We start from the raw sequence: 25,998 nt of genomic DNA, 5'->3' as shown, positions 1-25,998 counted from the left end.
ACACATGATCTCCCTTCCCCTGCATCACATCGCCCTGACCGTCGGCGGAGACCTCCTCCTCGCCGGCGACGACACCCCCGACACCGTGGTGTCGGGAACCGTCGACACCGACTCTCGTGCGATCGGCCCCGGCGACATCTTCGTCGCCAAGCCCGGCGAGACCACCGACGGCCACCTGTTCGTCCCGGCGGCGCACCAGGCCGGAGCGGTGCTGGCGCTCGTCGAGCGGCCCGTGGACGAGCCGATCACTCAGATCGTCGTGCGCGACGTGGTGCAGGCCCTGGCCGACCTCGCCCGCGAGGTCGTCGCGCGGGTGCGCACGGGTGGCGCGCTGAAGGTGGTCGGGATCACCGGCTCCAACGGCAAGACCACCACGAAGAACCTGCTGGCGCGCATCCTCGAGGACGAGGGTGAGACCGTCGCTCCCCGCGCCTCCTACAACAACGAGGTCGGAGCGCCGCTGACGATGCTCCGCGTCACGGAGGAGACCCGCTACCTGGTGAGCGAGTTCGGGGCGAGCGGCCCTGGCGCGATCGCGGCACTCGCCGGTCTCGTCCACCCCGACATCTCGGTCGTCCTCATGGTCGGCATGGCCCACGCCGGAGGCTTCGGCGGTATCGAGGGAACCTTCCGCGCCAAGAGCGAGCTCGTCCACGCCCTCCGCCCGGGCGGGGTGGCGGTGCTGAACGCCGACGACCCGCGTGTGGCCCAGATGGCTCCGACCGCACAGGACAAGCCCGCCTCGGTGCGGTGGTTCGGTCGCGGCAGCACCGCCGAGGTGAGGGCGGAAGACGTCGAGGTGACCGCGGACGGCACCTCGTGCACGGTCTTCGTTGACGGTGTCTCCGCTCCGCTCCGCCTGCGCGTTCTCGGCGAGCACCATGTTATGAACGCCCTCGCCGCGATCGCCGCCGCCACCGCCCTCGGCGTGACGCCCGCAGACGCCGTCGCGCGCCTGGAGACGGTCGAACTCGCCGAGCGGTGGCGCATGCAGCCGCTGGGCTCCCCGCGCGTGCGCATCATCAACGACGCCTACAACGCCAGCCCCGACTCCATGTCGGCGGCGCTTCGGACCCTCGCTCAGATCACCGGGCCCGGCGAACGCATGGTCGCGGTCCTCGGTGCGATGAGCGAGCTGGGGGAGTACGCCGGCGAAGAGCACGACCGGATCGGCCTCCAGGCCGTGCGTCTGGGCATCCAACGCATCGTCGTGATCGGACCCGAGGCCCGTCGCCTGTTCCTCGCCGCCGTCGGTGAGGGATCGTGGGACGGGGAGGCGGTGTTCTTCGCCACGGCCGACGAGGCCTACGACTACCTCACGGGCGAGCTTCGCGACGGAGACCGCGTGCTGGTGAAGTCATCCAACTCGGCGGGCCTGCGGTTCCTCGGCGACCGACTGGGAGAATTCTTCTCGTGAGATCCCTGCTGACCGCGGCGGCGATCTCGCTGGCCTTCACCCTCTTCCTCACCCCGGTGTTCCTCCGGCTGTTCCGTCGGTGGGGCTGGGGTCAGGTCATCCGCACCCCCGACGACATCCGCAATCCGAGCCACGGCGAGAAGCGCGGGACGCCGACGATGGGCGGGACGATCTTCATCGCCGGAACCATCATCGGCTACCTCGTCGGCGGTGTGGCGGGGAACAACCCGCCCACGGTGTCGGGGCTGCTGGTGCTGTGGATGATGGTCGGATTCGGCACCGTCGGCTTCATCGACGACTTCATGAAGGTCCGAAGCCAGCGAAGCCTCGGACTCAGCGGCTGGCGGAAGATCGTGGGGCAGGTGATCGTCGCCGTGCCGTTCGGCATCGTCGCGCTGAACTTCCCCAACATCTACAACGAGACCCCCGCGTCGCCCTACATCTCGGTGTTCCGCGATGTGCAGGTGCTGTGGTTCTTCGCGCTCGGACCGATCCTCGGCTGGCTGCTGTACCTTGCCTGGATCTCCTTCATCGGCGTGGCCGCCTCCAACTCCGTCAACGTCAGCGACGGGCTCGACGGCCTCGCCGCCGGTGCCGGCATCTTCGTCGTGGGCGCCTACAGCCTCATCGCCTTCTGGCAGTTCAACCAGGCGTGCTTCGGGGGTGGGGAGCTCAGTCCCGGTGGTCTGTCCGCCTGTTACGCCACGAGGGATCCGTTCGATCTCGCGATCGTCTCCGCCGCGTTCGTGGGCGCGCTCGTCGGATTCCTCTGGTGGAATGCGCCGAAGGCGCAGGTCTTCATGGGTGACGTGGGGTCGATGGCGATCGGCGGCGTCGTGGCCGCGATGGCGATCCTCACCCGCACCGAACTGCTCATGGTGCTCGTGGCCGGTGTCTACGTGATCGCGTCGGGGTCGGTGATCCTCCAGCGGGTGTACTTCAAGCTCACCCGCGGGAAGCGGCTGTTCCTCATGAGCCCGCTGCACCACCACCTCGAGATGCGCGGGTGGTCGGAGATCACGATCGTGGTGCGCATGTGGATCATCGCGGGCCTCCTCGCGGTCTCGGGCGTCGGCTTCTTCTACGTCGAATGGCTGTCGCAGACATGACCCGCCTGGACGGACTCACCAGCTGGCATGCGGACTGGTCGGGACTGCGGGTCGCCGTGCTCGGGCTTTCGGTCACGGGCTTCGCCGCGGCCGACACCCTCGCAGAACTCGGTGCGCGCGTCCAGGTCTTCTCCGAGGCGGCCGAGCCGGAGTACGAGAAGCTTCTGCCGGTGATCGGCGTCGACGCCGTCATCGGACCGCTCGACACGGTTCCCGATGCGCTGCGCGCCTTCACGCCCGAGGTCGTCATCGCCTCGCCGGGCTTCTCACCCCGCCACCCCGTCATCGCGTGGTGCGTCCAGGACGGCATCGCGCTGTGGGGCGACATCGAACTCGCGTGGCGCGTGCGCGACAAGGTGGTCCGCGAGGACGGCAGCCCCGCCGACTGGGTGCTGGTGACCGGCACGAACGGCAAGACGACGACCACTCGGCTGGTGGCGGAGATGCTCGTCGCGGGTGGTCTGCGCGCCGCACCGGTCGGCAACATCGGTACCCCCGTCCTCGACGCCGTCCGCGACCCGAGTGGATTCGACGTCCTCGTCGTCGAGCTCTCCAGTCACCAGCTCTGGTATCTGGGGCGCCAGAGCGGCCCCGCGCCCCTCTCCCCGCACGGCAGCGTGTGCCTGAACCTCGCCGAAGACCACCTGGAGTGGCACGGCTCGTTCGAGGACTATCGCGACGCGAAGGCCCACGTGTACGACAACACCCGGGTCGCGTGCGTCTACAGCAAATCAGACCTCCAAACCCGGCGCATGGTGGAGGATGCCGAGGTCATCGAAGGCGCCCGCGCCATCGGGTTCGACCTGGGCGTGCCGGGGCCGAGCGATCTCGGCGTGGTGGACGGCATCCTCGTCGACCGCGCCTTCCTCGACGATCGGCGCACCAGCGCCCTCGAGCTCACTACGGTCGCCGAGCTCGCCGAGCGCGGGCTCGCAGCTCCGCACATGGTCGCGAACATCCTCGCCGCCGCCGCGCTCGCGCGCGCACTCGACGTGCCCCCCGCGGCGATCCGCGATGCGCTCCGTGTGTTCCGGCTCGACCCTCATCGCATCGAGGTGGTGGCCACGCGCCGCGGAATCGTCTGGGTGGATGACTCCAAGGCGACCAATCCGCACGCGGCGGCCTCATCCCTGTCGGCCTTTCCTGGCGCGATCTGGATCGTCGGGGGACTGCTCAAGGGCGTGGAGATCTCCCCGCTCGTGGCTGAGGTCGCAACAAAGGTGCGCGCCGCCGTCGTCATCGGGGAGGACCGGACCGCGGTCACGGCGGCGTTCTCGCGACACGCGCCGGACGTCCCCGTGTACGAGGTGACCCCCGGCGAGACTGGGGACGTCATGACGCAGGCGGTCGAACTGGCCGCGCAGGTCGCCCGTGACGGGGATGTGGTGCTCCTCGCCCCCGCCGCGGCGTCCTTCGACCAGTTCTCCTCCTACGCCGACCGCGGAAGGAAGTTCGCCGCCGCCGTGCAGCGATGGATCGAGATGGGGGATGACGGTGACGACGACGCAGACCCGCACCCCCCGCATCCCGACTCCGCCGGCTGAGTCTGCGAGTCGTCGGGGGCTCGCGGCCCGCGTGTCGCTCGGCCGGGTCTTCGCGCCGGTCCCGAGCGAGTTCCTGCTCATCGCCTCCACGGCCCTGCTGCTGACGATCTTCGGATTGGTGATGGTGCTCTCGGCCACCTCCGCCACCTCCACGGCGGCGGGGCAGGCGCCGTGGGATGCGGCGATGAAGCAGGCGGTGTTCGCCGTCATCGGTGTTCCGCTGATGTTCATCGCCAGCCGTCTGCCCATCAGGTTCTGGAAGCGCATCGCGTGGCCGGCGCTCATCGGAGCCGTGGCCTTCCAGCTGCTGGTGTTCACTCCTCTCGGCCACGGCGCGGACGGCAACCGGAACTGGATCACCATCGCCGGCTTCCAGGCGCAGCCGTCGGAGTTCCTGAAGCTCGCCCTCGCCCTGTGGGTGGGGTACGTGCTGTACCGCAAGCGGACGCTGCTGGCGATGTGGCGGCACGTCTACATCCCGCTCGTGCCGGTCGCGGGTCTCGCGATCGCGACGGTGCTCGCCGGGCGCGACCTCGGGACGGCGATGATCCTGGTGCTGCTCGTCCTCGGGGCCCTGTTCTTCTCCGGGGTGCGGCTTCGCATCTTCATCCTCCCCGCGATCGCCGCCGCCGCGGCCGTCGCGGTCCTGGCCGTCACGAGCCCCGACCGCATGCGCCGCTTCCTCAGCTTCCTCAACCCCAACTGCCTCGAGGACTATTTCAACGACTGCTACCAGCCCCTCCACGGGATGTGGGGTCTGGCCGGAGGCGGCGTCTTCGGGCTGGGCCTCGGGAACTCCAAGGAGAAGTACGACTGGCTCCCCGCGGCCGCCAACGACTACATCTTCGCCATCGTCGGCGAGGAGCTCGGACTCATCGGCTGCGCCGTCGTGCTCGGCCTCGTCGCGCTCTACGCGGTCGGTGCGTTCCATGTGATCCGATGGACGGACGACCCGTTCGTGCGCATCGTCGCCGGCGGCATCACGGTCTGGGTGGTCGGTCAGGCCCTCATCAACATCGGTGTGGTCCTGCGGGTGTTCCCGGTCCTCGGCGTTCCGCTGCCGTTCATGTCCCAGGGCGGCACCTCCCTCGTCTCGGTGCTCGTGGCGTCGGGGGTGCTGCTGTCCTTCGCCCGTTCGCTGCCGCCCAGGCGGGCGGTTAGTGTCGTCGGGTGACGACCTACCTCCTCGCCGGCGGCGGCACCGCCGGGCACGTCAACCCGCTGCTGGCGGTCGCCGACGCGCTGCGCGCGCGTGAGCCGGACGCCGAGGTTCTCGTCCTCGGGACGCGGGAGGGTCTGGAGGCCCGGCTCGTACCGGAGCGCGGCTACGAGCTGCTGTTCGTCGACAAGGTGCCCTTCCCCCGGCGACCTGATCGAGCCGCGGCGATGTTCCCGCAGCGATTCGGGCGGGCTGTCGCCCAGGTCCGACGTCATCTCCGCGACCGCGGGGTCGAGGTGGTCGTCGGCTTCGGCGGATACGCCGCGGCGCCCGCCTACGTCGCCGCGCGGCGGGAGCGCATCCCGACGGTCGTCCACGAGGCCAACGCCCGCCCGGGGCTCGCCAATGTCCTGGGGGCACGACGGGCCGCGACGGTCGGCGTCGCGTTCGCCGGCACACGGCTGAGGGGTGCACGGGTGGTGGGGATGCCGCTTCGCCGCGAGATCGTCGACCTCGACGCCGCAGCCCTCCGCGATGAGGCCGCCTCGGCCTTCGGTCTGGATGCGGCGCGCCCCGTGCTGCTGGTGTTCGGTGGCTCTCTCGGTGCGCAGCGCCTGAACGAGGCCTTCGGTGAGGACGGCGGAGCAGCCTGGCGCGACGTGCTCGACGCCGGCTGGCAGCTGCTGCACGTCACGGGGGAGCGCAGCACCACCCCCGACCCGGGCGTGGCCGGATACGCGCTGCGCCGCTATGTCGATCGGATGGATCTCGCCTTCGCGCTGGCCGACGCGGTGGTCTCCCGCGCCGGTGCGGCGACCGTCAGCGAGATCAGCGCGCTCGGCATCCCCGCCGTCTACGTGCCGTATGCGGTCGGCAACGGGGAGCAGGCTCTCAACGCCGCATCCGCGGTCGCAGCCGGAGCGGCCTCCCTGATCCTCGACGCCGACTTCACCGCCGAGCGGGTGCGCCGCGACGTCATCCCCCTCCTCACCGATCCCGGACGTCTGCAGGCGATGCGCCGCGCTGCCGCATCGGTCGGCACCCGTTCGGGCAGTGAGGCGGTCGTCGCCCTCATCGACGAGGCACGCGGTCGGGCTCGGTGACCTCAGCGCGCCGGGGAAGGGGCGCGCAGGAGGCCGACTTAGGATTGACGGGCCATGATCAGACCTGACCTGTCCCTGCCGATCCCGGATGACATCCGGGCCGCCCACTTCATCGGCATCGGAGGATCGGGGATGTCGGGCCTTGCCCGGATGTTCCTCGCCCGGGGGATCAAGGTCTCGGGTTCGGACCGCGCGGACAGTCCGTCGCTGCGCGCACTGGCGGCATCGGGCGCCACCGTGCACGTCGGTCACGACGCCGCCCACCTCGGCGACGCCGACACCGTCGTGCACACGGGCGCGATCTGGCCGGAGAACCCCGAGTACGTCGTGGCCAAGGAGCGGGGGCTCGCGGTCATCCACCGGTCGCAGGCGCTGTACTGGCTGATCGGGGGGCGGCGCCTGGTCTCGGTCGCGGGCGCGCACGGCAAGACCACCTCCACGGGCATGATCGTCACCTCGCTGCAGGCGCTGGGTGCGGACCCGACGTTCGTCAACGGCGGCGTGATCGCGCAGCTCGGCGTGTCCAGCGGCACCGGCGCGGACGATCTGTTCGTGATCGAGGCCGACGAGTCCGACGGCACGTTCCTGCTCTACGACACCTCGGTCGCCCTCATCACCAACGTCGACCCCGACCACCTGGATCACTACGGGTCGGCGGATGCCTTCGTCGAGGCCTTCGCCCGATTCGGCCGCGAGGCACGGGAGGCGGTGGTGATCTCGGCCGACGATCCGGGCGCGAAGGACGTGGCGGCGCTGCTGGATCACCCGCGCGTGATCACGTTCGGTCTGGACGCGGCAGCCGACGTGCGGCTGAGCGACATCGACGCGCACGGACCGGTCGGCTTCCGGCTGGCATACGGGGATGAGACCGTCTCGGTCCGCCTGCGCATCCCCGGAGTGCACAACGCCGTCAACGCCGCCGGGGCGGTCGCGGTGCTGATCGCCCTCGGGTTCGAGCTCGCGTCGGCCGCGGAGGCGATCGCGGGCTTCGCCGGTACGGATCGACGGTTCGAGCTGCACGGGATCGAGCGGGGCGTGAGCGTCTACGACGACTACGCCCACCACCCGACGGAGGTGGCCGCCGCCCTCGCCGGTGCCCGCAGCGTCATCGGCGACGGCCGCATCATCGCGGTCCACCAGCCGCACACCTACTCCCGCACCCAGCACATGTACCGCGAGTTCGCAGAGGTCCTCGAGAGCCACGCCGACCACACCGTCGTCCTCGACGTCTACGGTGCGCGGGAGGATCCCGTACCGGGCGTGACGGGGGACCTCGTCGCCCACGCGTTCACCGACCCCGACCGGGTGCGTTTCGTCGCCGACTGGCAGCGCGCCGCCGATCACGCCGCCGCCGTCGCGCGCCCGGGTGACTACGTCATCACCCTCGGCTGCGGAAACGTCAACCTCCTTGTCCCGCAGATCCTCGAAGCGCTCACACGCATCCGGCCCGACACCGCCGCCGTCGAAGGCTGAACCGTGGTCCGTCGGCCGTCACCGCTCCCGCCGCCGGCCGCGCCGATCCGGCGTGCGCCAGCTGCGCCGTCGGATCGTGAGGCGGGCGGTGTAGGGCACGACGTGGCGGACGACGTGGCCGCCGGCGACGACGACGGCGCCGGCGTCATCCTGTCGCTTCCGACCGCCGCGACAGCGGCCGGGCCGGATCCGCGCGACGACCTCGCCGAGGACGGCGAGCACGCCCCGACGCCGGTCGGGCTGCTGGCGGTGTGGCGTGCCTCGCGGGCGCGCCGGAAGGCGCTGCGCGCCGAGGTGCGGCGCTTCACCGTCCGTCAGCGCCGTCGGCGGGCGCTGTGGGTGTCGGCGCTCGGTGCTGTCGTCGTGGTCGCCGGGGTCACGGCCGCGGTGGCCTACAGCCCGCTCTTCGCGGTCGAGCGCATCCGCGTGATCGGTGCCGTCCAGCTCGATGCCGCCGGTGTCGAAGCGGCGCTCGCGTCGCAGCTCGGCACCCCGCTCCCGCTCGTGGACGACGCGGCCGTGCAGGACACGCTGTCGGATTTCCCCTTCGTGCAGAGCTACACCCTCGAGGCGCGTCCGCCGCACGAGCTCGTCGTGCGGATCGTGGAGCGCACACCCATCGGCGCGATCGAATCGGCGGCGGGATACTCCGTGGTCGATGCGGCCGGGGTCGTCCTCTCCGCTGCCGCCGAGGCGCCGCCCGGCGAACCGATCCTCGATGTCCGCGGCGGAGTCGACGGCGACGCGTTCGCCGCGGTCGGCAGGGTGATGCGCGCCCTTCCGCCGTCGATCGCCGACCAGGTGACGGGGGTGAGCGCGACCTCGGCCTTCGATGTGACGCTGACCTTGACCTCCTCCGCCCGGGTCGTCTGGGGGAGCGCGGAGCAGTCCGCATACAAGGCGCGGGTGCTCGAGGCCGTCATGCTCGCGCGCCCGGCCGACACCGTCACCGAGTACGACGTCTCCTCGCCCGATGCCGCCGTCATCCGGTGATCCTCGACGGCGAGAAATCAGGATGTCGCGACACGCCGCGTCCCTCCGCGCCGAGCCGCATCGGCCGCCTACCTTCAAGAACAGGAATTGCATACCGAGCAATTCTTTATACCTCTAGTAGAGGTTGAAGGTTCGGGAAGACGGAGGCCGGCATGAGCCAGAACCAGAACTACCTCGCCGTGATCAAGGTGGTCGGTGTGGGTGGCGGCGGCGTGAACGCCGTCAACCGCATGATCGAACTCGGGTTGCGCGGCGTGGAGTTCATCGCGATCAACACCGACGCCCAGGCGCTGCTCATGAGCGACGCCGACGTCAAACTCGACGTCGGCCGAGAGCTCACGCGCGGTCTGGGCGCAGGCGCCGACCCCGAGGTGGGACGTCGTGCGGCGGAGGATCACGCGGAGGAGATCGAAGAGGCCCTGCGCGGCGCCGACATGGTCTTCGTCACGGCGGGCGAAGGCGGCGGCACCGGCACCGGCGGCGCCCCGGTGGTCGCGAAGATCGCCAAGTCCATCGGCGCCCTCACCATCGGTGTGGTCACCAAGCCCTTCTCCTTCGAAGGCCGTCGCCGGCAGAGCCAGGCCGAGGCCGGCGTCGCGCGGCTGAAGGAAGAGGTCGACACCCTCATCGTCGTGCCGAACGACCGCCTGCTCGAGATCAGCGATCGCGGCATCTCGATGGTGGAGGCCTTCGCCACCGCCGATCAGGTGCTGCTCGCCGGTGTGCAGGGCATCACCGACCTGATCACGACTCCCGGTCTGATCAACCTCGACTTCGCCGACGTCAAGTCGGTCATGCAGGGCGCCGGATCGGCGCTGATGGGCATCGGCTCCGCGCGCGGGGCCGACCGGGCCATCAAGGCCGCCGAGCTCGCAGTGGAGTCGCCCCTGCTGGAGGCGTCGATCGAGGGTGCGCACGGCGTGCTGCTGTCGATCCAGGGTGGTTCCAACCTCGGCATCTTCGAGATCAACGACGCCGCACAGCTGGTGAAGGAGGCCGCGCACCCCGAGGCCAACATCATCTTCGGCACGGTGATCGACGACACCCTCGGTGACGAGGTCCGTGTGACGGTCATCGCAGCCGGATTCGACGGCGGCGAGCCGTCGCTGCGGATCGATCCGGTCGCCGCGGCCCGCCCGGCCACCGTGCCGGTCGTGCCCGCGATGCCCGCTGTCGACGCCGCGCGCGACGTCGAGCCCGAGCGGGTCGAGCCGAAGAAGGAGTCCGTCTCGGTGGGTGCGTCCGTGCCCGACACCGGGTACGACTCGGCGTTCGGTGATGACGACCTCGACATCCCCGACTTCCTGAAGTGATTCACATCGCCGCGCGATGAGCATCCCCGCGACACACGGCGAGCCGCCGGACGAGGACGACCTCGCCCGGCGGCTCGCCGCCGTGGATGCGCGCATCGCCGACGCGGCGCGCTCGTCGGGTCGCAGGCCCGAGGAGATCACCCGGATCGTGGTGACGAAATTCCACCCCGCCCGTCTCGTGGGGCGGCTGTACGAGCTGGACGTCCGCGACGTGGGTGAGAACCGTCAGCAGGAGCTCTCGGCCAAGCACGAGGCCGTCGGCTCACTGGCAGGTCTCCGCTGGCACTTCATCGGGCAGGCGCAGACCAACAAAGCCCGGGCGATCCGCTCGGCCGCTTCCGTCGTGCACTCGGTGGATCGTCCGAAGATCGCCGACGCCCTCGATCGGGCCGCGAAAGAGTCCGAGCCTCCGCTGGATGTCCTCCTCCAGGTCAATCTCACCGACGACCCCGGGCGAGGCGGCGTGGCGCCCGGCGAGTTGACGGCCCTCGCGGTCCACGCGGCAGGCTGCGACACGCTGCGCGTCCGCGGCGTCATGGCCGTCGCTCCCCTCGACGAGGCCCCTGCGGCTGCCTTCGAGCGCCTCGCGCGGTACGCGGAGGCGGTGCGGACCGTCGTCCCCGATGCGACCTGGTTGTCGGCGGGGATGACCGGAGACTTCGCCGAGGCGATCGCCGTCGGCGCGACACACCTACGTATCGGCACGGCAATCACCGGCCCGCGGCCCGAGCGCGGTTAACCTCGGAAACGACACGAGCAAACGGAGGATCCGATGTCGAACCCGCTCAAGAAGACCATGGTGTACCTGGGCCTCGCCGATGAGGAAGAGGTCTACGAAGAGCCCGCGTCCCAGCCGGCAGCTCGGCAGAAGCCGCAGGCGGTCGAGAAGGCGGCCCCCATCACCCCGATCCACCGTCCTGCGGTGGTCCGTCAGCCGGCGCCCACGGCGGTGAGCGAGATCCTGACCGTGCACCCCAAGCAGTATCGGGACGCCCAGGTCATCGCCGAGAACTTCCGGGACGGTATCCCGGTGATCATCAACCTGTCGCAGATGTCCGATGCCGATGCGCGACGCCTCATCGACTTCGCCAGCGGTCTTTCGCTCGGACTCTACGGGCGTATTGAGCGTGTCACCAGCAAGGTGTTCCTGCTCTCGCCCGAGAATGTCGCCGTGTCCGGAGACGGTGCGATCGCGCACGCGGACCCGGAAGCCGTGCCCTTCTCGTAGCCTTAGTACGTGCCCGTCATCGCGTTCATCGCTTCCATCCTCAACGCGATCCTCTTCATCTACGTCTTCGTCCTGCTCGGGCGCCTGGTGCTCGAGTGGATCCCCTTCTTCAACCGCGAATGGCGGCCGAAGGGCGTAGGCCTGGTGCTCGCCGAGGTCGTCTACACCGTCACCGATCCGCCGATCAAGATGTTCCGGCGTTTCATCCCGCCCCTGCGGGTGGGGCCGGTCGCACTGGATTTCGGCTTCGCGCTGACGATGCTGCTCTGCTTCATCCTGCTCGCCGTCACCCGCTCGCTCACGATGGTCTGACCCCCTCCGGCGCCTTCGACACCTCCGGGGCCCGGGGCTATGCTTGGCTGGATACGACCGCCGCAGGACGGTGGGAGGGCCGCGACGTCGGCCAACGACCAGCTCGAAAGAGGAATCACCATGGCATTGACCCCCGATGACGTCGTCACCAAGCAGTTCCAGCACGTCCGCTTCAAGGAGGGTTTCGACCCGGACGAGGTCGATGACTTCCTCGACGAGATCGTCGTCGAGTGGCGCAAGACCATCGCCGAGAACGAGGAGCTGAAGGCCAAGCTCGCCGCGCTCGAGTCGGGCGAGTCCGCCGCCCCGGCGCCCGTCGCCGCCCCCGTCGCCGAGGTTCCGGCAGCCGCCCCCGAGGCCGCGCCCGCCGCCGACGCCGGCTCGCCGAGTGCCGCGAGCGCGGGGATCATCGAGCTCGCGCAGCGTCTGCACGACGAGCACGTCGCCGAGGGCCGCGCCAAGCGCGACCAGCTCATCTCCGACGCGCAGGCCCAGGCCGCCTCGATCGTTTCCGAGGCCGAGGCCCGGGGCCGCGACGAGATCGCCCGCCTCGAGAAGGAGCGCGCCACCCTGGAGGGCCGCATCAGCGAGCTGCGCCAGTTCGAGCGCGACTACCGCACGCAGCTGCGCAGCTACATCGAGGGGCACCTGCGCGATCTGGACGCATCCTCGACCGCGACGGGGTCTGCCCCCGTGCCGGCCGTCGGCCTGTAGTCGTTGACCGGTCGAACCCCGCTTCACCGGGCGGCGGCCAGCATCATCGTCGTGATCCTCGCGACGATCGTGCTGGCCGCCGACCAGTTCACGAAGTACCTCGCCCTCGAGAACCTGCCCTATCAGGAGCCGGTCCGCATCCTCGGCGATTTCCTGATCTTCTACCTCACCCGCAATCCCGGTGCCGCCTTCTCCCTCGGTGAGGACGTCACCTGGATCTTCACCATCGCCCTCGCGGTGGTCGCCGTCGTCATCGTCTTCCTGGCACTGACGCGGCTGCGCTCCCGCCTCTGGGCGGTCGTCCTCGGTCTGCTCCTCGGCGGGGTCCTGGGCAACCTCACCGACCGGCTCCTCCGCGAACCCGGGTTCCCGGTCGGTCACGTGGTGGACTTCATCAACACCCCGTGGATGATGCCTGCGATCTACAACGTGGCCGACATCTTCATCGTGACGATGATGATCTCCGTCGCCGCCCTCGTGCTGTTCGGTCCGCACCTCGACGGCACCCCTCAGGAGCGCTCCGCGCGCAAGGGTGAACCCGCCCCGGCCGACTCCGCACCGCGCTCCGAGCGGGCGGCCGACTGACGTGGAGTCACGACATCTCCTCGTCCCGGACGGCCTCGACGGCACCCGCGCCGACGCGGCCCTGGCGAAGATGCTGGGCTTCTCCCGCACGTTCGCCGGCGAGGTGCTCGAAGCCGGTGGGGCGCGGATGGACGGGCGCGCCCTGGTGAAGTCGGATCGCCTCCGCGGGGGTGCCTGGCTCGATGTCGAGTGGGCGGCCAAGGAAGAGCCCCGCGTGATCCCCGTGGCCGTGCCCGACCTCGGCGTGGTGCACCAGGATGACGACCTCATCGTCGTGGACAAGCCGGCCGGCGTCGCCGCACATCCGTCGGTCGGATGGGAGGGCCCCACGGTCCTCGGTGCCCTCGCGGCGGCGGGCGTACGCGTCGCCACGACCGGCGCGGCCGAGCGTCAGGGCATCGTCCACCGCCTCGACGTCGGGACGAGCGGCCTCATGGTCGTCGCGAAGACGGAGGCGGCGTACACCGCACTCAAGCACGCCTTCAAAGAGCGCGAGGTCGAGAAGGTCTACCACGCCGTCGTCCAGGGGCACCCCGACCCGCTGGCGGGCACGATCGATGCGCCGATCGGACGGCACCCCACCCACTCCTGGAGGTTCGCGGTGACGCCCGCGGGGAAGGACTCGGTCACCCACTACGAGACCCTCGAGGCCTTTCCCGGCGCCTCACTGCTGGAGATCCACCTGGAGACGGGGCGGACGCACCAGATCCGCGTGCACATGGCCGCCCACCGGCATCCCTGCGTCGGCGACCCTCTCTACGGCGCCGATCCGAACCTCAGTGCGCGGCTGGGGCTGTCCCGGCAGTGGCTGCATGCTCACCGCCTTGCCTTCACCCACCCCGGCACCGGGGAGTGGACGGAGTTCGCCTCGGACTATCCCCCCGATCTCGCTGCCGCGCTGGAGATTCTCCGCGGCGAATGACACGCGACGATGTCGGCGGCCGGCGGCAGGGTGGCGTCATGGTGATTCAGGTGAGACCGGCCGCGGAGTTCGACGACATCCGCACGATGGTCGGTCCGAAGAAGCCGACCTCGAATGTCTGCTGGTGTGCTGAACGGGTTTCCGCGCGTCCTCATGAGACGCGACCTGACCTGAGCGGGCGACCGCTCAGCGCGCCTGACTGAAGATCGCCGGTCCGTCCTGGAGGGCATGACGGACGCGCTCGGCCATGTCGTCGTCGAGGATCTCCTCGATCGCATCGGCGGGGTACCAGCCGACCTCGGTCATCTCCCCGTCGACGGGCTCGGGGGAGCCGGAGATCCACGCGCACCGGAAGGTCAGGTCGAGGTAGTCGCTCTGGTCGCCGTTGTCGTACGTGATCCGCGGGATCTGGTGCACGAGGGCCAGCCTCAGTGCGCGCACGACCACCCCCGCCTCCTCCTCCGTCTCCCGGCAGGCGGCGTCGGCGGGCTCCTCGCCGGGATCGACGATGCCCGTCATCGGAGTGAGTCGTCCGTTGTCGCTGCGGCGACCCAGCAGGACCTCGCCGTCGCGCTCGATCACTGCCGTCACCCCGACGAGGGGGAGGGGGAGGGTGCCGATGAAACGGCGGAGCTCTCGCACGAAATCAGGTGTCGGCATGGCGTTCTCCCTCTGTCCGGCTGCCACGCTATCCGACACGCCGTCGGTGTCCGACCCGCCGCGTACGCTGGATCCGTGGCATCCGACTCCTTCGTTCACCTGCACGTGCACAGCGAGTACTCGATGCTCGACGGCGCCGCCAAGATCGGTGCGATGACCCAGGCCGCGGCCGACTACGGCATGCCTGCCATCGCCGTCACCGACCACGGCAACACCTTCGCCGCGTTCGAGTTCTACAACGCCGCGAAGGCGGCGGGAATCAAGCCGATCATCGGGCTCGAGGCCTACGTCACGCCCGGCACGCATCGCAGCGACAAGTCGCGGGTGCAGTGGGGCACTCCCGAGCAGCGCAGCGACGACGTCTCGGGCTCGGGGGCGTACACCCATATGACGATGTGGAGCCAGAGCACGGAGGGCATGCACAACCTCTTCCGCCTCAGCTCGCTGTCGAGCATGGAGGGGTACTACTTCAAGCCCCGCATGGACCGCGAGCTGCTCGAGACCTACGGCAAGGGCCTCATCGCCACGACGGGATGCCCGTCGGGCGAGGTGCAGACGCGTCTGCGCCTCGGCCAGTACGACGCGGCGCGGGCGGCGGCCGCCGAGTTCCAGGACATCCTCGGCAAGGAGAACTACTTCGCCGAGATCATGGATCACGGACTCGCCATCGAGCGGCGGGTCATGACCGATCTGATCCGCATCTCCAAGGATCTGGGCATCCCGCTGGTGGCGACCAACGACTCCCACTACACCCACCAGCACGAGGCGGACGCCCACGCGGCGCTGCTGTGCGTGCAGTCCGGATCGACCCTCGACGACCCCAACCGGTTCAAGTTCGACGGCGACGGGTACTACGTCAAGACCGCGCAGGAGATGCGGCAGATCTTCCGCGAGCACCCCGAGGCCTGCGACAACACCCTCCTCATCGCCGAGCGCTGCGAGGTCGAGTTCAACACCAGCGCCAACTACATGCCCCGCTTCCCCGTCCCCGACGGAGAGACCGAGGACAGCTGGCTGGTGAAGGAGGTCGAGAAGGGCCTGCACTACCGATACCCCGGCGGGATCCCCGACAGGGTGCGCCGGCAGGCGGAGTACGAGACCGGCATCATCCTGCAGATGGGTTTCCCGGGCTACTTCCTCGTCGTCGCCGACTTCATCAACTGGGCCAAGGACAACGGCATCCGGGTCGGCCCCGGGCGCGGATCGGGCGCGGGGTCCATGGTGGCCTACGCGATGCGCATCACCGACCTCGACCCGCTCGAGCACGGACTCATCTTCGAGCGCTTCCTCAACCCCGACCGCGTGTCGATGCCCGACTTCGACGTGGACTTCGACGACCGCCGCCGCGGCGAGGTGATCGACTACGTCACCGCGAAGTACGGCTCGGAGCGGGTCGCGCAGATCGTGACGTACGGCACGATCAAGTCCAAGCAGGCGCTGAAGGACGCCGGACGGGTCCTGGGGTTCCCCTTCAGCATGGGGGAGCGTCTGACCAAGGCGATGCCCCCCGCGGTCATGGGCAAGGACATGCCGCTGAGCGGCATGTACGACCCCCAGCATCCGCGCTACAAGGAGGCCAGCGAGTTCCGGGCCCTCATCGACACCGATCCCGAGGCCAAGACGGTGTTCGACCGCGCGCTCGGACTCGAGGGGCTGAAGCGCCAGTGGGGCGTCCATGCCGCCGGCGTCATCATGTCCTCGGAGCCGCTGCTCGACATCATCCCGATCATGCGGCGCGAGCAGGACGGGCAGATCGTCACCCAGTTCGACTACCCGTCCTGTGAGGCACTCGGTCTCATCAAGATGGACTTCCTGGGGCTGCGCAACCTCACCATCATCTCCGACGCGCTGGACAACATCCGCATGAACCGGGGCGAGGAGCTCGACCTCGAGCACCTCGCACTCGACGACGCGGCGGCGTACGAGCTGCTCACCCGCGGCGACACCCTCGGCGTCTTCCAGCTCGACGGGGGGCCGATGCGCTCTCTCCTGCGTCTGATGAAGCCCGACAACTTCGAGGACGTCTCGGCCGTCATCGCCCTGTACCGTCCCGGTCCCATGGGGGCGAACTCGCACATCAACTACGCGCTCCGCAAGAACGGGCAGCAGGAGGTCACCCCGATCCACCCGGAGCTCGAAGAGCCGCTGCGGGACATCCTCGACATCAGCTACGGCCTGATCATCTATCAGGAGCAGGTCATGGCGATCGCGCAGAAGGTGGCGGGGTTCTCGCTCGGACAGGCCGACATCCTCCGTCGCGCGATGGGCAAGAAGAAGAAGTCCGAGCTCGACAAGCAGTACGAGGGCTTCTCCGGCGGAATGAAGGAGAGGGGCTACGGCGAGGCCGCGATCAAGGCCCTGTGGGACATCCTGCTCCCCTTCTCGGACTACGCCTTCAACAAAGCGCACTCCGCCGCCTACGGTCTCGTCTCCTACTGGACGGCGTACCTGAAGGCCCACTATCCCGCCGAGTACATGGCCGCGCTCCTCACGAGCGTCGGCGACTCGAAGGACAAGATGGCCGTCTACCTCAACGAGTGCCGCCGGATGGGCATCAAGGTGCTGCCGCCGGATGTGGGGGAGTCCATCCGCTACTTCGCCGCCGTCGGCGAAGACATCCGCTTCGGTCTCGGCGCTGTGCGCAACGTCGGGGCCAACGTCGTCGACGCCATCGTCACCGCGCGGCAGGAGGCACCCTTCACCTCCTTCCACGACTTCCTCGGCAAGGTGCCCGTCCACGTCGCCAACAAGAGGACGGTGGAGTCGCTGATCAAGGCCGGCGCCTTCGACTCGCTCGGATCGACTCGCCGGGCGCTGATGGAGATCCATGAGGATGCCACCGAGCAGGCCGTCCTGGACAAGCGTCGTGAGGCCAACGGCGAGGTCGGTTTCGACTTCGATTCGCTGTGGGATGAACCGCAGCAGGTGCAGAAGGTGCCCGACCGACCGGAGTGGACCAAGAAGGACAAGCTGGCCTTCGAGCGCGAGATGCTCGGGCTGTACGTCTCCGACCACCCGCTCGCGGGGCTGGAGATCCCCCTGGCCAAGCACGCCTCGCTGTCGATCCACGACCTTCTGGCCTCAGAGGACATCGCCGACGGCGAACAGGTCACGGTGGCCGGGCTCGTCACGAGCGTGCAGCATCGGGTCGCCAAGTCCAGCGGCAATCCCTACGGCATGATCACCGTCGAGGACTTCGATGGAGAAGTGACCGTGATGTTCATGGGCAAGACGTACATCGAGTTCCAGTCGATGCTGCAGGCCGACTCGATCCTCGTGGTGCGCGGGCGGGTGTCGCGACGCGATGACGGGATGAACCTGCACGCGGTGTCGGCGTTCGTCCCCGATCTGGGGGCGGTGGATGCCACGGGACCGCTGGTCCTGCTCGTCCCCGAGCACCGGGCGACCGAGACGGTGGTGAGCGAGCTCGCCCAGGTGCTGACACGTCACCGCGGCGACACCGAGGTCACCCTGCGCCTGCACAAGGGCGGTGTGGCCAAGGTCTTCGAGGTGCCGTTGCCGGTGACGGTGACCGCCGACCTGTACGGCGAGCTGAAGGGTCTCCTCGGGCCCCAGTGCCTGGGGTAGCACCGGCGTCGTCCATCGACGGAGCGTCTCGGGGAGCCGCCGCCCTCGAGGTCGCCGCACCTGCTCAGGGTGGCTGAGCCTTTCGAAGGTGAGCGACCTCGTCGCGCCGCGGCAACCCCGCGAGCGGCGGAGGCGGCGCGGGTAAGATCGGGAGTCGCCGCGCGGACCGCGTGGCCCCCGGGAAGGATGACTGTGACCGACGGAATCAGCAACGACGAACCGACCGTGGAAGCCCCCGCGACGACGCCTGCGGAGGATGACGCACCCGCCGTCGCCGGCCGCCCCGACACCGGCGTGCAGTACGGCGTGGGCCCGTTCTCCCTGCGCGAGGTGATCATCGGCGGCGTCTGGCTCGTGGCCTTCATCGTGTCGTTCTTCTCGTTCAGTACGGTGCAGTTCAGCTCGGTGTGGACCACGGGTCTGTGGTGGATCCTCACCATCGGCACGCCGACGGCCGCGGTCTTCCTGCTGGCGCTGCGCCGCCTCTCACCCGAGGGCATCAGACGTGTCGGCTCGCTCGGCATCGATCAGTTCGCCTCGGTGGCCTTCACCGTCTCGGCGGTCATCTGGCTGCACCTGATCTGGGAGACCGTCGCCATCGTCATCGCCGGCGGCCCCTGGCTGCGCGGCTGGGTGATCTGGGTGGAGTTCTTCCTCATGCTGGCGGGTGTCGTGCTCACCGTCTTCGCGCCCCTCATCCCCGCGCTGGCCGAGGACTTCCAGGACCGTCGTGAGATCGTCGCGCACCGCTTCGCCCGCCCGGCACGCCCGGTCGCACCGCGCCCGCGGGCGCCGCGTCCGCCGAAGCCCGCTCCCGCCGCCTCACCGGCGCCGGTGTCCGCGCAGGGCACCGGAGGAGCGGACACCGGGGCGTACGACACCGATGCGTACGGTGTGAACCCCTACGCGCCCGCCTCAGCCGGAGCGCACGCCTCGGCAGGTGTGCCCGTCGGCCCCGACACCATGGGCGGAACCGACGACCGACGTGCCGGCGACGACAGCGAGACGGGCGCGCTGGAGTCGATGTTCGGGCCCACCCGCACCGAGCGTCTCGAGACCGACGACGCCCAGCCGCGAACGGCGGTCGCCGACACCGTGTCTGCCGACACCGTGTCCGCCGACACCGTGTCCGCCGACACCGTGTCCTCCGGGACTTCGGCCGACTCTGCCGACACCGCCGACACCGCCGCTGATTCGGCCGACCAGACCGCGACGACGGTGATCCAACCCGAGACCCGTTACCAGGCGTTCTGGGCCCTCGTTCCCGAAGAGCGCGACATCGTCGATGAGAGCGGCAGCACGCTGTTCCGCATCGGTCCGACGGCGTGGGCCCTCGTGATCGAAGATCGTCAGACCCACTTCGTCGTCCGCCACGAGGACGGTCGCACCGGGTACCTTCACGACGTCTCCGGCGTCACCCGCGGCTGAGGAGAACCCCGTCGACATGCGCACGATCGACCTGCGCGGGCGCGCCCTCACGCCCGCCGACCTGCTGGCCGCCGTCCCGCGTGCGGCCGGTACGCGGGAGGCGGCCTTCGCCGCGGCCACCGACATCGTCGCCGACGTCGCCGCGCGCGGCGAGGCGTCGTTGCGCGACCAGGCGGAGCGGTTCGACGGGGTCACCGGGCATGACATCCGGGTTCCGGCGGCGCACCTCGACGAGGCGCTGGCCGCCCTCGCCCCCGACATCCGCAGCGCGCTGGAGGAAGCGATCGCCCGCGTCCGCGTCGGCTCCGCCGCGCAGGTGCCCGCAGAGATCGTCACCGACCTCCGTCCGGGCGCCCGCATCGTGCAGCGCTGGCAGCCGGTGCGACGGGTGGGGCTCTACGTGCCCGGGGGGAAGGCGGTCTACCCCTCGAGCGTGGTGATGAACGTCGTTCCCGCTCAGATCGCCGGCGTCGCCGAGATCGCGCTCGCCTCGCCCCCGCAGCGCGAGCACGGGGGACGGGTCCACCCCGTGATCCTCGCCGCCGCGCGGCTTCTGGGCGTCGAAGAGGTCTACGCCATGGGAGGTGCGGGGGCCATCGGAGCCTTCGCGCACGGCGTGTCGTCGATAGGGCTCGCGCCGGTCGATGTGGTGACCGGTCCGGGAAACAACTTCGTCGCCGCTGCGAAGCGCGCGGTGGCGGGGCTCGTCGGAACGGATTCCGAGGCCGGCGCCACCGAGATCCTCATCGTCGCGGACGACACCGCCGACGCCGACATCGTCGCCGCCGACCTCATCAGCCAGGCCGAGCACGACGAGCAGGCATCCGCCGTCCTCGTCACCGACTCGCCGGCGCTGGCCGGCGCGGTCGCCACCGCCGTCGCCCGGCGGTCGGCCGTCACCCGGCACGCGACGCGGGTGCAGACGGCGTTGGCCGGCGCGCAGTCGGCCATCGTCCTCGTGGACGATCGGCACGCCGCGACCGCGTTCAGCAATGCCTACGCTCCCGAGCACCTCGAGCTGCACCTGGCCGACCCTCGGCCGCAGGACTTCGTCCACGCCGGTGCGGTCTTCGTCGGTCGGCACACACCGGTGAGTCTCGGCGACTACCTCGCCGGGAGCAACCACGTGCTTCCCACCGGGGGGCAGGCCCGCTATGCCGCCGGGTTGTCGGCGTCGACGTTCCTCCGCCCGCAGCAGGTGGTGACGTACGACCACGACGCGCTGGCGGAGGTGCGTGACGCCGTCGTGACGCTCGCCGAGGCCGAAGATCTGCCGGCGCACGGTGAAGCGGTGACAGCCCGCTTCTCGGCGTAACCTGTTCTCGCCATGCATTGTCCCTTTTGCCGCCACCCCGACTCCCGCGTCATCGACTCGCGTACGAGCGACGACGGGCTGAGCATCAAACGCCGCCGGCAGTGCCCGCAGTGCGGCGGACGATTCTCGACCATCGAGACGGCGAGTCTCAACGTGATCAAGCGATCCGGGGTGATCGAGCCGTTCAGCCGCGAGAAGGTCATGTCCGGCGTGCGGAAAGCCTGTCAGGGGCGCCCTGTCACCGAGGGCGACCTCGCGGTGCTCGCCCAGTCGGTCGAGGAGGCGGTGCGCCAGACCGGCGCGTCGCAGATCGACACGAACGAGATCGGCTTGGCGATCCTGGGGCCGCTGCGCGAGCTCGATGAGGTCGCCTTCCTCCGTTTCGCCAGTGTCTACCAGGCGTTCGATTCGCTCGAGGACTTCGAATCGGCTATTGCCGGGCTCCGCGCCGACCACGGTGATCGTGTGCGCGCGGGCACCACGGACGCGACTCGATAGCCTGGAGGGGATGTACCCCCTCCTCTTCCGCACGCTGCTCGCGCGCATGGACCCCGAGACCGCCCACCACGCGGCGGTGGCCGTCATCCGGGTGCTCGGTGTGCCGCCCCTGGCGGCCCTCACCGCGCGTCTGACCCGGCCGGCGCCGACGCTGGAGACCTCCGCGCTCGGCCTGACCTTCCCGACGCCGTTCGGGGTGGCCGCAGGCTTCGACAAGGACGTCCGCGCCACGCGGGGACTGTTCGCGCTCGGATTCGGTCACATCGAGGTGGGCACGATCACCGCCCACGCGCAGCCGGGGAATCCGCGTCCGCGCCTGTTCCGGCTGATCCCCGACCGCGCCGTGATCAACCGCATGGGGTTCAACAACGCCGGTGCCGAGGCGGCGGCCGCGAGGCTCAGGGTTCTCCGACGACGACGTCGGCGGCGGCCCGTCATCGGGGTGAACATCGGCAAGAGCCGGATCGTGGAGGTGGCCGACGCGACCGCCGACTACGTCCACAGCACGCGTCTGCTCGCCCCCCTCGCCGACTACCTCGTCGTGAATGTGTCCTCACCCAACACCCCCGGCCTCCGCGACCTGCAGGCCGTCGCCAGTCTCCGGCCGCTGCTGGAGGCGGTGAAGAATGCCGCGGGCACCACCCCGCTCCTGGTCAAGATCGCGCCCGATCTCGCCGACGACGACATCGTCGAGGTCGCCCGTCTCGCCGTGGAGGGCGGTCTCGCGGGCATCATCGCGACGAACACCACCATCGGCCGGGAAGGCCTTCGCACCGATCCCGCGACGGTCGCCGCCGCGGGCGCCGGCGGCCTGTCCGGAGCGCCCCTCCGTGACCGTTCGCTCGCCGTGCTGCGACTGCTCCGCCGAAGCGTCCCCACGTCGTTCGCGGTGATCTCCGTGGGCGGGGTGGAAACGGGGGAGGACGTGCGCGAACGACTGGACGCCGGTGCCACCCTGGTGCAGGGCTACACCGGCTTCCTTTACCGCGGCCCGCTGTGGGCGCGTCAGATCAACCGGTCGCTCGCCCGCTCGGCGCCGCGCGCTCGCGGCTGAGTCAGGCGACGCCGCCGCGGAATCCGCGGCGCTTGACCTGCGGCTTGGGGAGGCGGAGGAACCGCATCTGGATGCTGCGCATCGCGGCGTACCATCCCAGGCCCTTCTCCATCTTGTCGGCCCCGAATTTCTCCCTCGCGGCCCGCTTGACGCGGATGGAGGTGATGATCATGTCGCCGATGACGAAGAGGATGAAGATCCACAGCACCACGAACGACCAGTACTGCACGGCCAGCACCGGGACGAAGGTCGCCACGATGACCAGGACCATGGCCGGCATGACCGCCTCGCCGAGGTGGAAACCCGAATCGACGAAGTCGCGCACCCAGCGGCGCTGCGGACCCTTGTCGCGAACCGGGAGGTAGCGCTCGTCGCCTGCGGCCATGCCTGCGCGCGCCTTCTCGCGCTGTGCGGCGAGGTCGGCGCGGGCTCGGGCCTTGGCCTCCTTGGTGTCGGGGACCAGGGGGCGCTTGCGGGCGGCCTCGCGCTCAGCGCGGGTCGGCGTCGCACGGCCCTTGCCGGTGGCGGATGCGGCGCTCTCGGGCGCGTCCTTCGGAGTGGGGGCTGCGGGGGTGGGTGCGCCGGGAGTCTTGGCCACGGGGAGATCCTTGGAAGCGGAGGACGGGTGTCCGCTTAAGATTACCCGCATGACCTCCACCCCCACCCGGCGCGATGCCGTCCGCGACGCCGCGCTCTCCGGCATCCCCACCGCACTGGCCGATCTGGGGGCGCTCGTGCGCATCCCCTCGGTGGCCTTCCCCGGCTTCGACCACGCCGAGGTGCGTCGTTCGGCGGAGGCGGTGGCGACCCTCGCACGGGAGACGGAGGTCTTCGACGACGTCCGGATCGTCGACGCCGCCATCCCCGACAGCGACGAGCGCGGGATGCCGGCGGTGCTGGCCACGCGTGCCGCGGCGCCGGGGCGGCCGACCATCCTGCTGTACGCGCACCACGACGTCCAGCCGGTCGGCGATGAGTCGCTGTGGGAGTCGCCGCCGTTCGAGCCGACGGTGCGCGCCGGGCGCCTCTACGGGCGGGGTGCCGCCGACGACAAGGCCGGTGTGATGGCGCACATCGCCGCGGTGCGGGCACTGCGCGACGCCGCCGGCGACGACCTCGGACTCGGCATCGCCCTGTTCATCGAGGGGGAGGAGGAGGCCGGTTCGCGCTCGTTCGCGCAGTTCCTCTCCGACAACGCCGAAACCCTGCGCGCCGACGTGATCGTCGTGGCCGACTCGGGCAACTGGGACGCGCGCACGCCGGCGCTGACGGTCTCGCTGCGTGGGAACGTGCGGTTCACCCTGACGGTGCGGACCCTGGGCCACGCGTCTCATTCCGGAATGTTCGGCGGTGCCGTTCCCGACGCCATGCTCGCGACGATCCGCCTGCTGTCCACCCTGTGGGATGCCGAGGGCTCCGTCGCGGTCGAGGGGCTGCTCCGCCGGGAGGCGGCGACCCCCGAGTACACCGAGGCGACGTTGCGCGATGAGGCGGGGCTGCTCGGGGGCGTCAGCCCGATCGGATCGGGAACGATCCTCAGTCGCATCTGGAATCAGCCGTCGGTGACGGTGACGGGAATCGACGCGCCGAGCGTGAAGAACGCCTCCAACACGCTCAGCCCCGAAGTGTCGGTCGTCGTCAGTGCGCGCATCGCACCCGGTCAGGCGGCGGCGGAGGCCTTCGAGGCCCTCCGCTCCCATCTCGAGCGGCACGCGCCGTTCGGCGCGCGACTGTCCTTCGGTGACGTCGATCTCGGTGACGGCTTCCTCGTGGACACCAGCGGCTGGGCGGTCGAATCGGTCCGGACCGCGTTCGCCGAGGGCTACGGCGTCGACCCGGTCGACCTGGGTGTCGGCGGTTCGATCCCGTTCATCGCCGATCTCGTCCGTGAGTTCCCGACCGCGCAGATCCTCGTCACCGGCGTGGAAGACCCTCACGCCCGTGCGCACGCCCCCAACGAGTCGCTGCACCTGGACACCTTCCGCAACGCGGTCGTCTCCGAGGCGCTGCTTCTGGAGGAACTGGATCGCAGAGTCTCTTGATGGGCGTGCTATCCCGTCCCGGCCAGGGGGTCGGGGCGTAGAATCGGTTGCACCGAGCCCTGTCTCGCGCACCGCACCCGGAGGATCTGTAATGACCGACACCGCTCTGTCCACCGACACCGCGCGCGCACACGGCGTGCTTCTCACCGATGCCGCCGCGCTGAAGGTGAAGAACCTGCTCGACCAGGAAGGTCGTGACGACCTTCGGCTGCGCGTCGCCGTCCAGCCGGGCGGATGCAGCGGCCTGATCTACCAGCTCTATTTCGACGAGCGTCTTCTCGAGGGTGACAAGACCGTCGACTTCGACGGCGTCGAGGTCATCGTCGACGACATGAGCGTCCCGTATCTCGACGGCGCCACGATCGACTTCAAGGACACGATCTCCGAGCAGGGCTTCACGATCGACAATCCGAACGCCGCCGGCAGCTGCGCCTGCGGCGACAGCTTCCACTGACCCGATCGTGACCGCTGCGCCCGACCTCGACGCCTCGCCGTCGAGGTCGACGGCGGGCGTGTCCGAACGGTCGAACAACCTGGGCGTCAGGCCAGAACGCGCCCAGAGGTTGCCCTAGACTGGCCACGGAAACACACTGAACGGAAAGGTGCGCACGTGCCCTCGAAACGCCGTCTCCGCTGGGCGTTCGTCCCGGTCGGGATCGCCGCGGCCCTCGTGCTCGCGGGATGCACTCCGACCGAGTTGAACGGGTACCTGCCCGGCTTCGTCGAGGAGGGTACGCCGGCCACCAACCGGACCGAACTCGTCTCGGGTCTGTGGGTCAACTCCTGGATCGTCCTCCTCGCGGTGGGTGTCGTGACCTGGGGTCTCATGGGGTGGGCGGCGATCGCCTACCGTCGACGCAAGGGCCAGACCGGTCTTCCGGTGCAGCTGCGTTACAACATGCCGATCGAGATCTTCTACACGATCGTGCCGCTGATCCTCGTCGTCGGATTCTTCGCCTTCACGGCCCGCGACCAGGCGATCATCGAGACCCAGTACGAAGACCCCGACGTCTCGATCACCGCGATCGGCAAGCAGTGGGCGTGGGACTTCCAGTACAACGGCGAGGAGGAGGACAACTCCGACGCCGTGTGGAGCATGGGCGTGCAGGCCGAGCCCGACGCCCGCGGCGACTACGACCAGGCCGCGCTGCCCACTCTGTACCTCCCCGTGAACCAGACCGTGAAGATCGATCTCGAGGCCCGCGACGTCATCCACAGCTTCTGGATCATCGACTTCCTCTACAAGAAGGACATGTACATCGGCAAGGACAACGAATGGTCCTTCACGCCGACCCGCGAGGGCACATACGCGGGCAAGTGCGCCGAACTCTGCGGCGAGTACCACTCGGCGATGCTGTTCAACGTGGAGGTGGTCAGCGAAGCCGAGTACGAGCAGTACCTGGACTCGCTCCGCGACCGCGGCCAGACCGGTGACATCACCGACGCTTACGACCGGCTGCAAAACCTGCCGGGCACCGGGGTGAGCCCGGATGACGAAACAACCCCCGGCGGGGGACCCATCACGGAGAATCAGGGCTGAT

Annotated in this window: 24 protein-coding genes; 22 read left to right on the top strand and 2 right to left on the bottom strand. The window is 69.8% G+C overall.

Annotation, left to right across the window (positions count from 1 at the left end; translation table 11 throughout):
* The first annotated feature begins 4 nt into the window (after positions 1–4).
* From MA875_RS14175 to MA875_RS14110, 14 genes are all read left to right on the top strand, one after another.
* On the top strand, positions 5–1,417 hold the full coding sequence (locus tag MA875_RS14175; protein WP_248242906.1) for a UDP-N-acetylmuramoyl-tripeptide--D-alanyl-D-alanine ligase: 1,413 nt from the start codon (positions 5–7) through the stop codon (positions 1,415–1,417).
* On the top strand, positions 1,414–2,526 hold the full coding sequence (gene mraY / locus MA875_RS14170; RefSeq protein ID WP_248242905.1) for a phospho-N-acetylmuramoyl-pentapeptide-transferase: 1,113 nt from the start codon (positions 1,414–1,416) through the stop codon (positions 2,524–2,526). Before MA875_RS14175 ends, mraY begins: the two co-directional genes overlap by 4 nt.
* Positions 2,508–4,070 carry a UDP-N-acetylmuramoyl-L-alanine--D-glutamate ligase gene (gene murD, locus MA875_RS14165; RefSeq protein ID WP_248242904.1) on the top strand — a complete coding sequence of 521 codons (1,563 nt, stop codon included), beginning with the start codon at positions 2,508–2,510 and terminating at the stop codon, positions 4,068–4,070. Before mraY ends, murD begins: the two co-directional genes overlap by 19 nt.
* Positions 4,015–5,244 (top strand): putative lipid II flippase FtsW, encoded by a 1,230-nt coding sequence (ftsW, locus tag MA875_RS14160; RefSeq protein WP_248242903.1) that lies wholly within the window; start codon positions 4,015–4,017, stop codon positions 5,242–5,244. The genes murD and ftsW overlap by 56 nt, the downstream gene beginning before the upstream one ends.
* Positions 5,241–6,332, top strand: coding sequence for a UDP-N-acetylglucosamine--N-acetylmuramyl-(pentapeptide) pyrophosphoryl-undecaprenol N-acetylglucosamine transferase (locus MA875_RS14155; protein WP_248242902.1), 1,092 nt, complete (start codon positions 5,241–5,243; stop codon positions 6,330–6,332). The genes ftsW and MA875_RS14155 overlap by 4 nt, the downstream gene beginning before the upstream one ends.
* A 54-nt stretch (positions 6,333–6,386) precedes the next feature.
* The gene (gene murC, locus MA875_RS14150) at positions 6,387–7,805 is read left to right on the top strand and encodes a UDP-N-acetylmuramate--L-alanine ligase (RefSeq protein ID WP_248242901.1); all 1,419 of its coding nucleotides are present in this window, start codon (positions 6,387–6,389) and stop codon (positions 7,803–7,805) included.
* 102 nt (positions 7,806–7,907) lie between these two features.
* Positions 7,908–8,798, top strand: a complete 891-nt coding sequence (locus MA875_RS14145) for a cell division protein FtsQ/DivIB (protein WP_248242900.1) — start codon at positions 7,908–7,910, stop codon at positions 8,796–8,798.
* Between the two features lie 152 nt (positions 8,799–8,950).
* On the top strand, positions 8,951–10,111 hold the full coding sequence (gene ftsZ / locus MA875_RS14140; protein WP_248242899.1) for a cell division protein FtsZ: 1,161 nt from the start codon (positions 8,951–8,953) through the stop codon (positions 10,109–10,111).
* 16 nt (positions 10,112–10,127) lie between these two features.
* Positions 10,128–10,850 (top strand): YggS family pyridoxal phosphate-dependent enzyme, encoded by a 723-nt coding sequence (locus tag MA875_RS14135; RefSeq protein WP_248242898.1) that lies wholly within the window; start codon positions 10,128–10,130, stop codon positions 10,848–10,850.
* A gap of 33 nt (positions 10,851–10,883) precedes the next feature.
* Positions 10,884–11,339 carry a cell division protein SepF gene (locus MA875_RS14130; protein ID WP_179559412.1) on the top strand — a complete coding sequence of 152 codons (456 nt, stop codon included), beginning with the start codon at positions 10,884–10,886 and terminating at the stop codon, positions 11,337–11,339.
* Between the two features lie 9 nt (positions 11,340–11,348).
* Positions 11,349–11,651 carry a YggT family protein gene (locus MA875_RS14125; RefSeq protein ID WP_124293021.1) on the top strand — a complete coding sequence of 101 codons (303 nt, stop codon included), beginning with the start codon at positions 11,349–11,351 and terminating at the stop codon, positions 11,649–11,651.
* 120 nt (positions 11,652–11,771) lie between these two features.
* Entirely contained in the window at positions 11,772–12,365 is a 594-nt protein-coding gene (locus tag MA875_RS14120; protein WP_248242897.1) for a DivIVA domain-containing protein, read from the top strand.
* Positions 12,366–12,368: 3 nt separating this feature from the next.
* Complete coding sequence (gene lspA, locus MA875_RS14115) at positions 12,369–12,950, top strand: signal peptidase II (RefSeq protein WP_248242896.1); 582 nt, start codon at positions 12,369–12,371, stop codon at positions 12,948–12,950.
* Position 12,951: 1 nt separating this feature from the next.
* A complete protein-coding gene (locus MA875_RS14110; protein ID WP_248242895.1) occupies positions 12,952–13,872 on the top strand; it encodes an RluA family pseudouridine synthase in 921 nt (306 codons plus the stop codon).
* 186 nt (positions 13,873–14,058) lie between these two features.
* Here the strand turns inward: MA875_RS14110 and MA875_RS14105 are convergent, their stop codons facing one another.
* Complete coding sequence (locus MA875_RS14105) at positions 14,059–14,532, bottom strand: NUDIX hydrolase (protein WP_248242894.1); 474 nt, start codon at positions 14,530–14,532, stop codon at positions 14,059–14,061.
* A gap of 123 nt (positions 14,533–14,655) precedes the next feature.
* Here MA875_RS14105 and dnaE point away from each other — a divergent pair, with 123 nt between their 5' ends.
* The 5 genes from dnaE to MA875_RS14080 all read left to right on the top strand — a co-directional run bounded on the left by dnaE (position 14,656) and on the right by MA875_RS14080 (position 22,415).
* Positions 14,656–18,120, top strand: a complete 3,465-nt coding sequence (gene dnaE, locus MA875_RS14100; RefSeq protein ID WP_248242953.1) for a DNA polymerase III subunit alpha — start codon at positions 14,656–14,658, stop codon at positions 18,118–18,120.
* Positions 18,121–18,306: 186 nt separating this feature from the next.
* Positions 18,307–19,548, top strand: a complete 1,242-nt coding sequence (locus MA875_RS14095) for a hypothetical protein (protein ID WP_372492588.1) — start codon at positions 18,307–18,309, stop codon at positions 19,546–19,548.
* Between the two features lie 16 nt (positions 19,549–19,564).
* A complete protein-coding gene (gene hisD / locus MA875_RS14090) occupies positions 19,565–20,863 on the top strand; it encodes a histidinol dehydrogenase (protein WP_248242892.1) in 1,299 nt (432 codons plus the stop codon).
* 12 nt (positions 20,864–20,875) lie between these two features.
* Positions 20,876–21,361, top strand: coding sequence for a transcriptional regulator NrdR (nrdR, locus tag MA875_RS14085; protein WP_248242891.1), 486 nt, complete (start codon positions 20,876–20,878; stop codon positions 21,359–21,361).
* A gap of 10 nt (positions 21,362–21,371) precedes the next feature.
* The gene (locus MA875_RS14080) at positions 21,372–22,415 is read left to right on the top strand and encodes a quinone-dependent dihydroorotate dehydrogenase (protein ID WP_248242890.1); all 1,044 of its coding nucleotides are present in this window, start codon (positions 21,372–21,374) and stop codon (positions 22,413–22,415) included.
* Between the two features lies 1 nt (position 22,416).
* Here the strand turns inward: MA875_RS14080 and MA875_RS14075 are convergent, their stop codons facing one another.
* A complete protein-coding gene (locus MA875_RS14075) occupies positions 22,417–23,013 on the bottom strand; it encodes a DUF3043 domain-containing protein (RefSeq protein WP_248242889.1) in 597 nt (198 codons plus the stop codon).
* 49 nt (positions 23,014–23,062) lie between these two features.
* Between MA875_RS14075 and MA875_RS14070 the strand changes: the two genes are divergently transcribed.
* The 3 genes from MA875_RS14070 to ctaC all read left to right on the top strand — a co-directional run bounded on the left by MA875_RS14070 (position 23,063) and on the right by ctaC (position 25,997).
* Complete coding sequence (locus MA875_RS14070) at positions 23,063–24,457, top strand: dipeptidase (protein WP_248242888.1); 1,395 nt, start codon at positions 23,063–23,065, stop codon at positions 24,455–24,457.
* 91 nt (positions 24,458–24,548) lie between these two features.
* Positions 24,549–24,911 (top strand): iron-sulfur cluster insertion protein ErpA, encoded by a 363-nt coding sequence (gene erpA / locus MA875_RS14065; RefSeq protein WP_124293033.1) that lies wholly within the window; start codon positions 24,549–24,551, stop codon positions 24,909–24,911.
* Positions 24,912–25,067: 156 nt separating this feature from the next.
* Positions 25,068–25,997, top strand: a complete 930-nt coding sequence (ctaC, locus tag MA875_RS14060) for an aa3-type cytochrome oxidase subunit II (protein WP_248242887.1) — start codon at positions 25,068–25,070, stop codon at positions 25,995–25,997.
* Position 25,998: the final 1 nt, after the last annotated feature.

Origin of the sequence: Microbacterium kunmingense, from assembly GCF_023155745.1 — a bacterium.
GTDB classification, from domain to species: domain Bacteria; phylum Actinomycetota; class Actinomycetes; order Actinomycetales; family Microbacteriaceae; genus Microbacterium; species Microbacterium kunmingense.
The sequence above is the reverse complement of the archived record's forward strand: the minus strand, read 5'-3'. Positions and strand labels throughout refer to the sequence as shown.

What these genes read in the sequence shown, in the direction of transcription:
- MA875_RS14175 (WP_248242906.1), top strand. Translation starts at nt 5, where the DNA reads ATGATCTCCCTTCCCCTGCATCACATCGCCCTGACCGTCGGCGGAGAC.
- murD (WP_248242904.1), top strand. Translation starts at nt 2,508, where the DNA reads ATGGCTGTCGCAGACATGACCCGCCTGGACGGACTCACCAGCTGGCAT.
- ftsW (WP_248242903.1), top strand. Translation starts at nt 4,015, where the DNA reads ATGACGGTGACGACGACGCAGACCCGCACCCCCCGCATCCCGACTCCG.
- murC (WP_248242901.1), top strand. Translation starts at nt 6,387, where the DNA reads ATGATCAGACCTGACCTGTCCCTGCCGATCCCGGATGACATCCGGGCC.
- ftsZ (WP_248242899.1), top strand. Translation starts at nt 8,951, where the DNA reads ATGAGCCAGAACCAGAACTACCTCGCCGTGATCAAGGTGGTCGGTGTG.
- MA875_RS14135 (WP_248242898.1), top strand. Translation starts at nt 10,128, where the DNA reads ATGAGCATCCCCGCGACACACGGCGAGCCGCCGGACGAGGACGACCTC.
- MA875_RS14130 (WP_179559412.1), top strand. Translation starts at nt 10,884, where the DNA reads ATGTCGAACCCGCTCAAGAAGACCATGGTGTACCTGGGCCTCGCCGAT.
- MA875_RS14120 (WP_248242897.1), top strand. Translation starts at nt 11,772, where the DNA reads ATGGCATTGACCCCCGATGACGTCGTCACCAAGCAGTTCCAGCACGTC.
- MA875_RS14105 (WP_248242894.1), bottom strand. Translation starts at nt 14,532, where the DNA reads ATGCCGACACCTGATTTCGTGCGAGAGCTCCGCCGTTTCATCGGCACC.
- dnaE (WP_248242953.1), top strand. Translation starts at nt 14,656, where the DNA reads ATGCTCGACGGCGCCGCCAAGATCGGTGCGATGACCCAGGCCGCGGCC.
- MA875_RS14095 (WP_372492588.1), top strand. Translation starts at nt 18,307, where the DNA reads ATGACTGTGACCGACGGAATCAGCAACGACGAACCGACCGTGGAAGCC.
- hisD (WP_248242892.1), top strand. Translation starts at nt 19,565, where the DNA reads ATGCGCACGATCGACCTGCGCGGGCGCGCCCTCACGCCCGCCGACCTG.
- nrdR (WP_248242891.1), top strand. Translation starts at nt 20,876, where the DNA reads ATGCATTGTCCCTTTTGCCGCCACCCCGACTCCCGCGTCATCGACTCG.
- MA875_RS14080 (WP_248242890.1), top strand. Translation starts at nt 21,372, where the DNA reads ATGTACCCCCTCCTCTTCCGCACGCTGCTCGCGCGCATGGACCCCGAG.
- MA875_RS14070 (WP_248242888.1), top strand. Translation starts at nt 23,063, where the DNA reads ATGACCTCCACCCCCACCCGGCGCGATGCCGTCCGCGACGCCGCGCTC.
- erpA (WP_124293033.1), top strand. Translation starts at nt 24,549, where the DNA reads ATGACCGACACCGCTCTGTCCACCGACACCGCGCGCGCACACGGCGTG.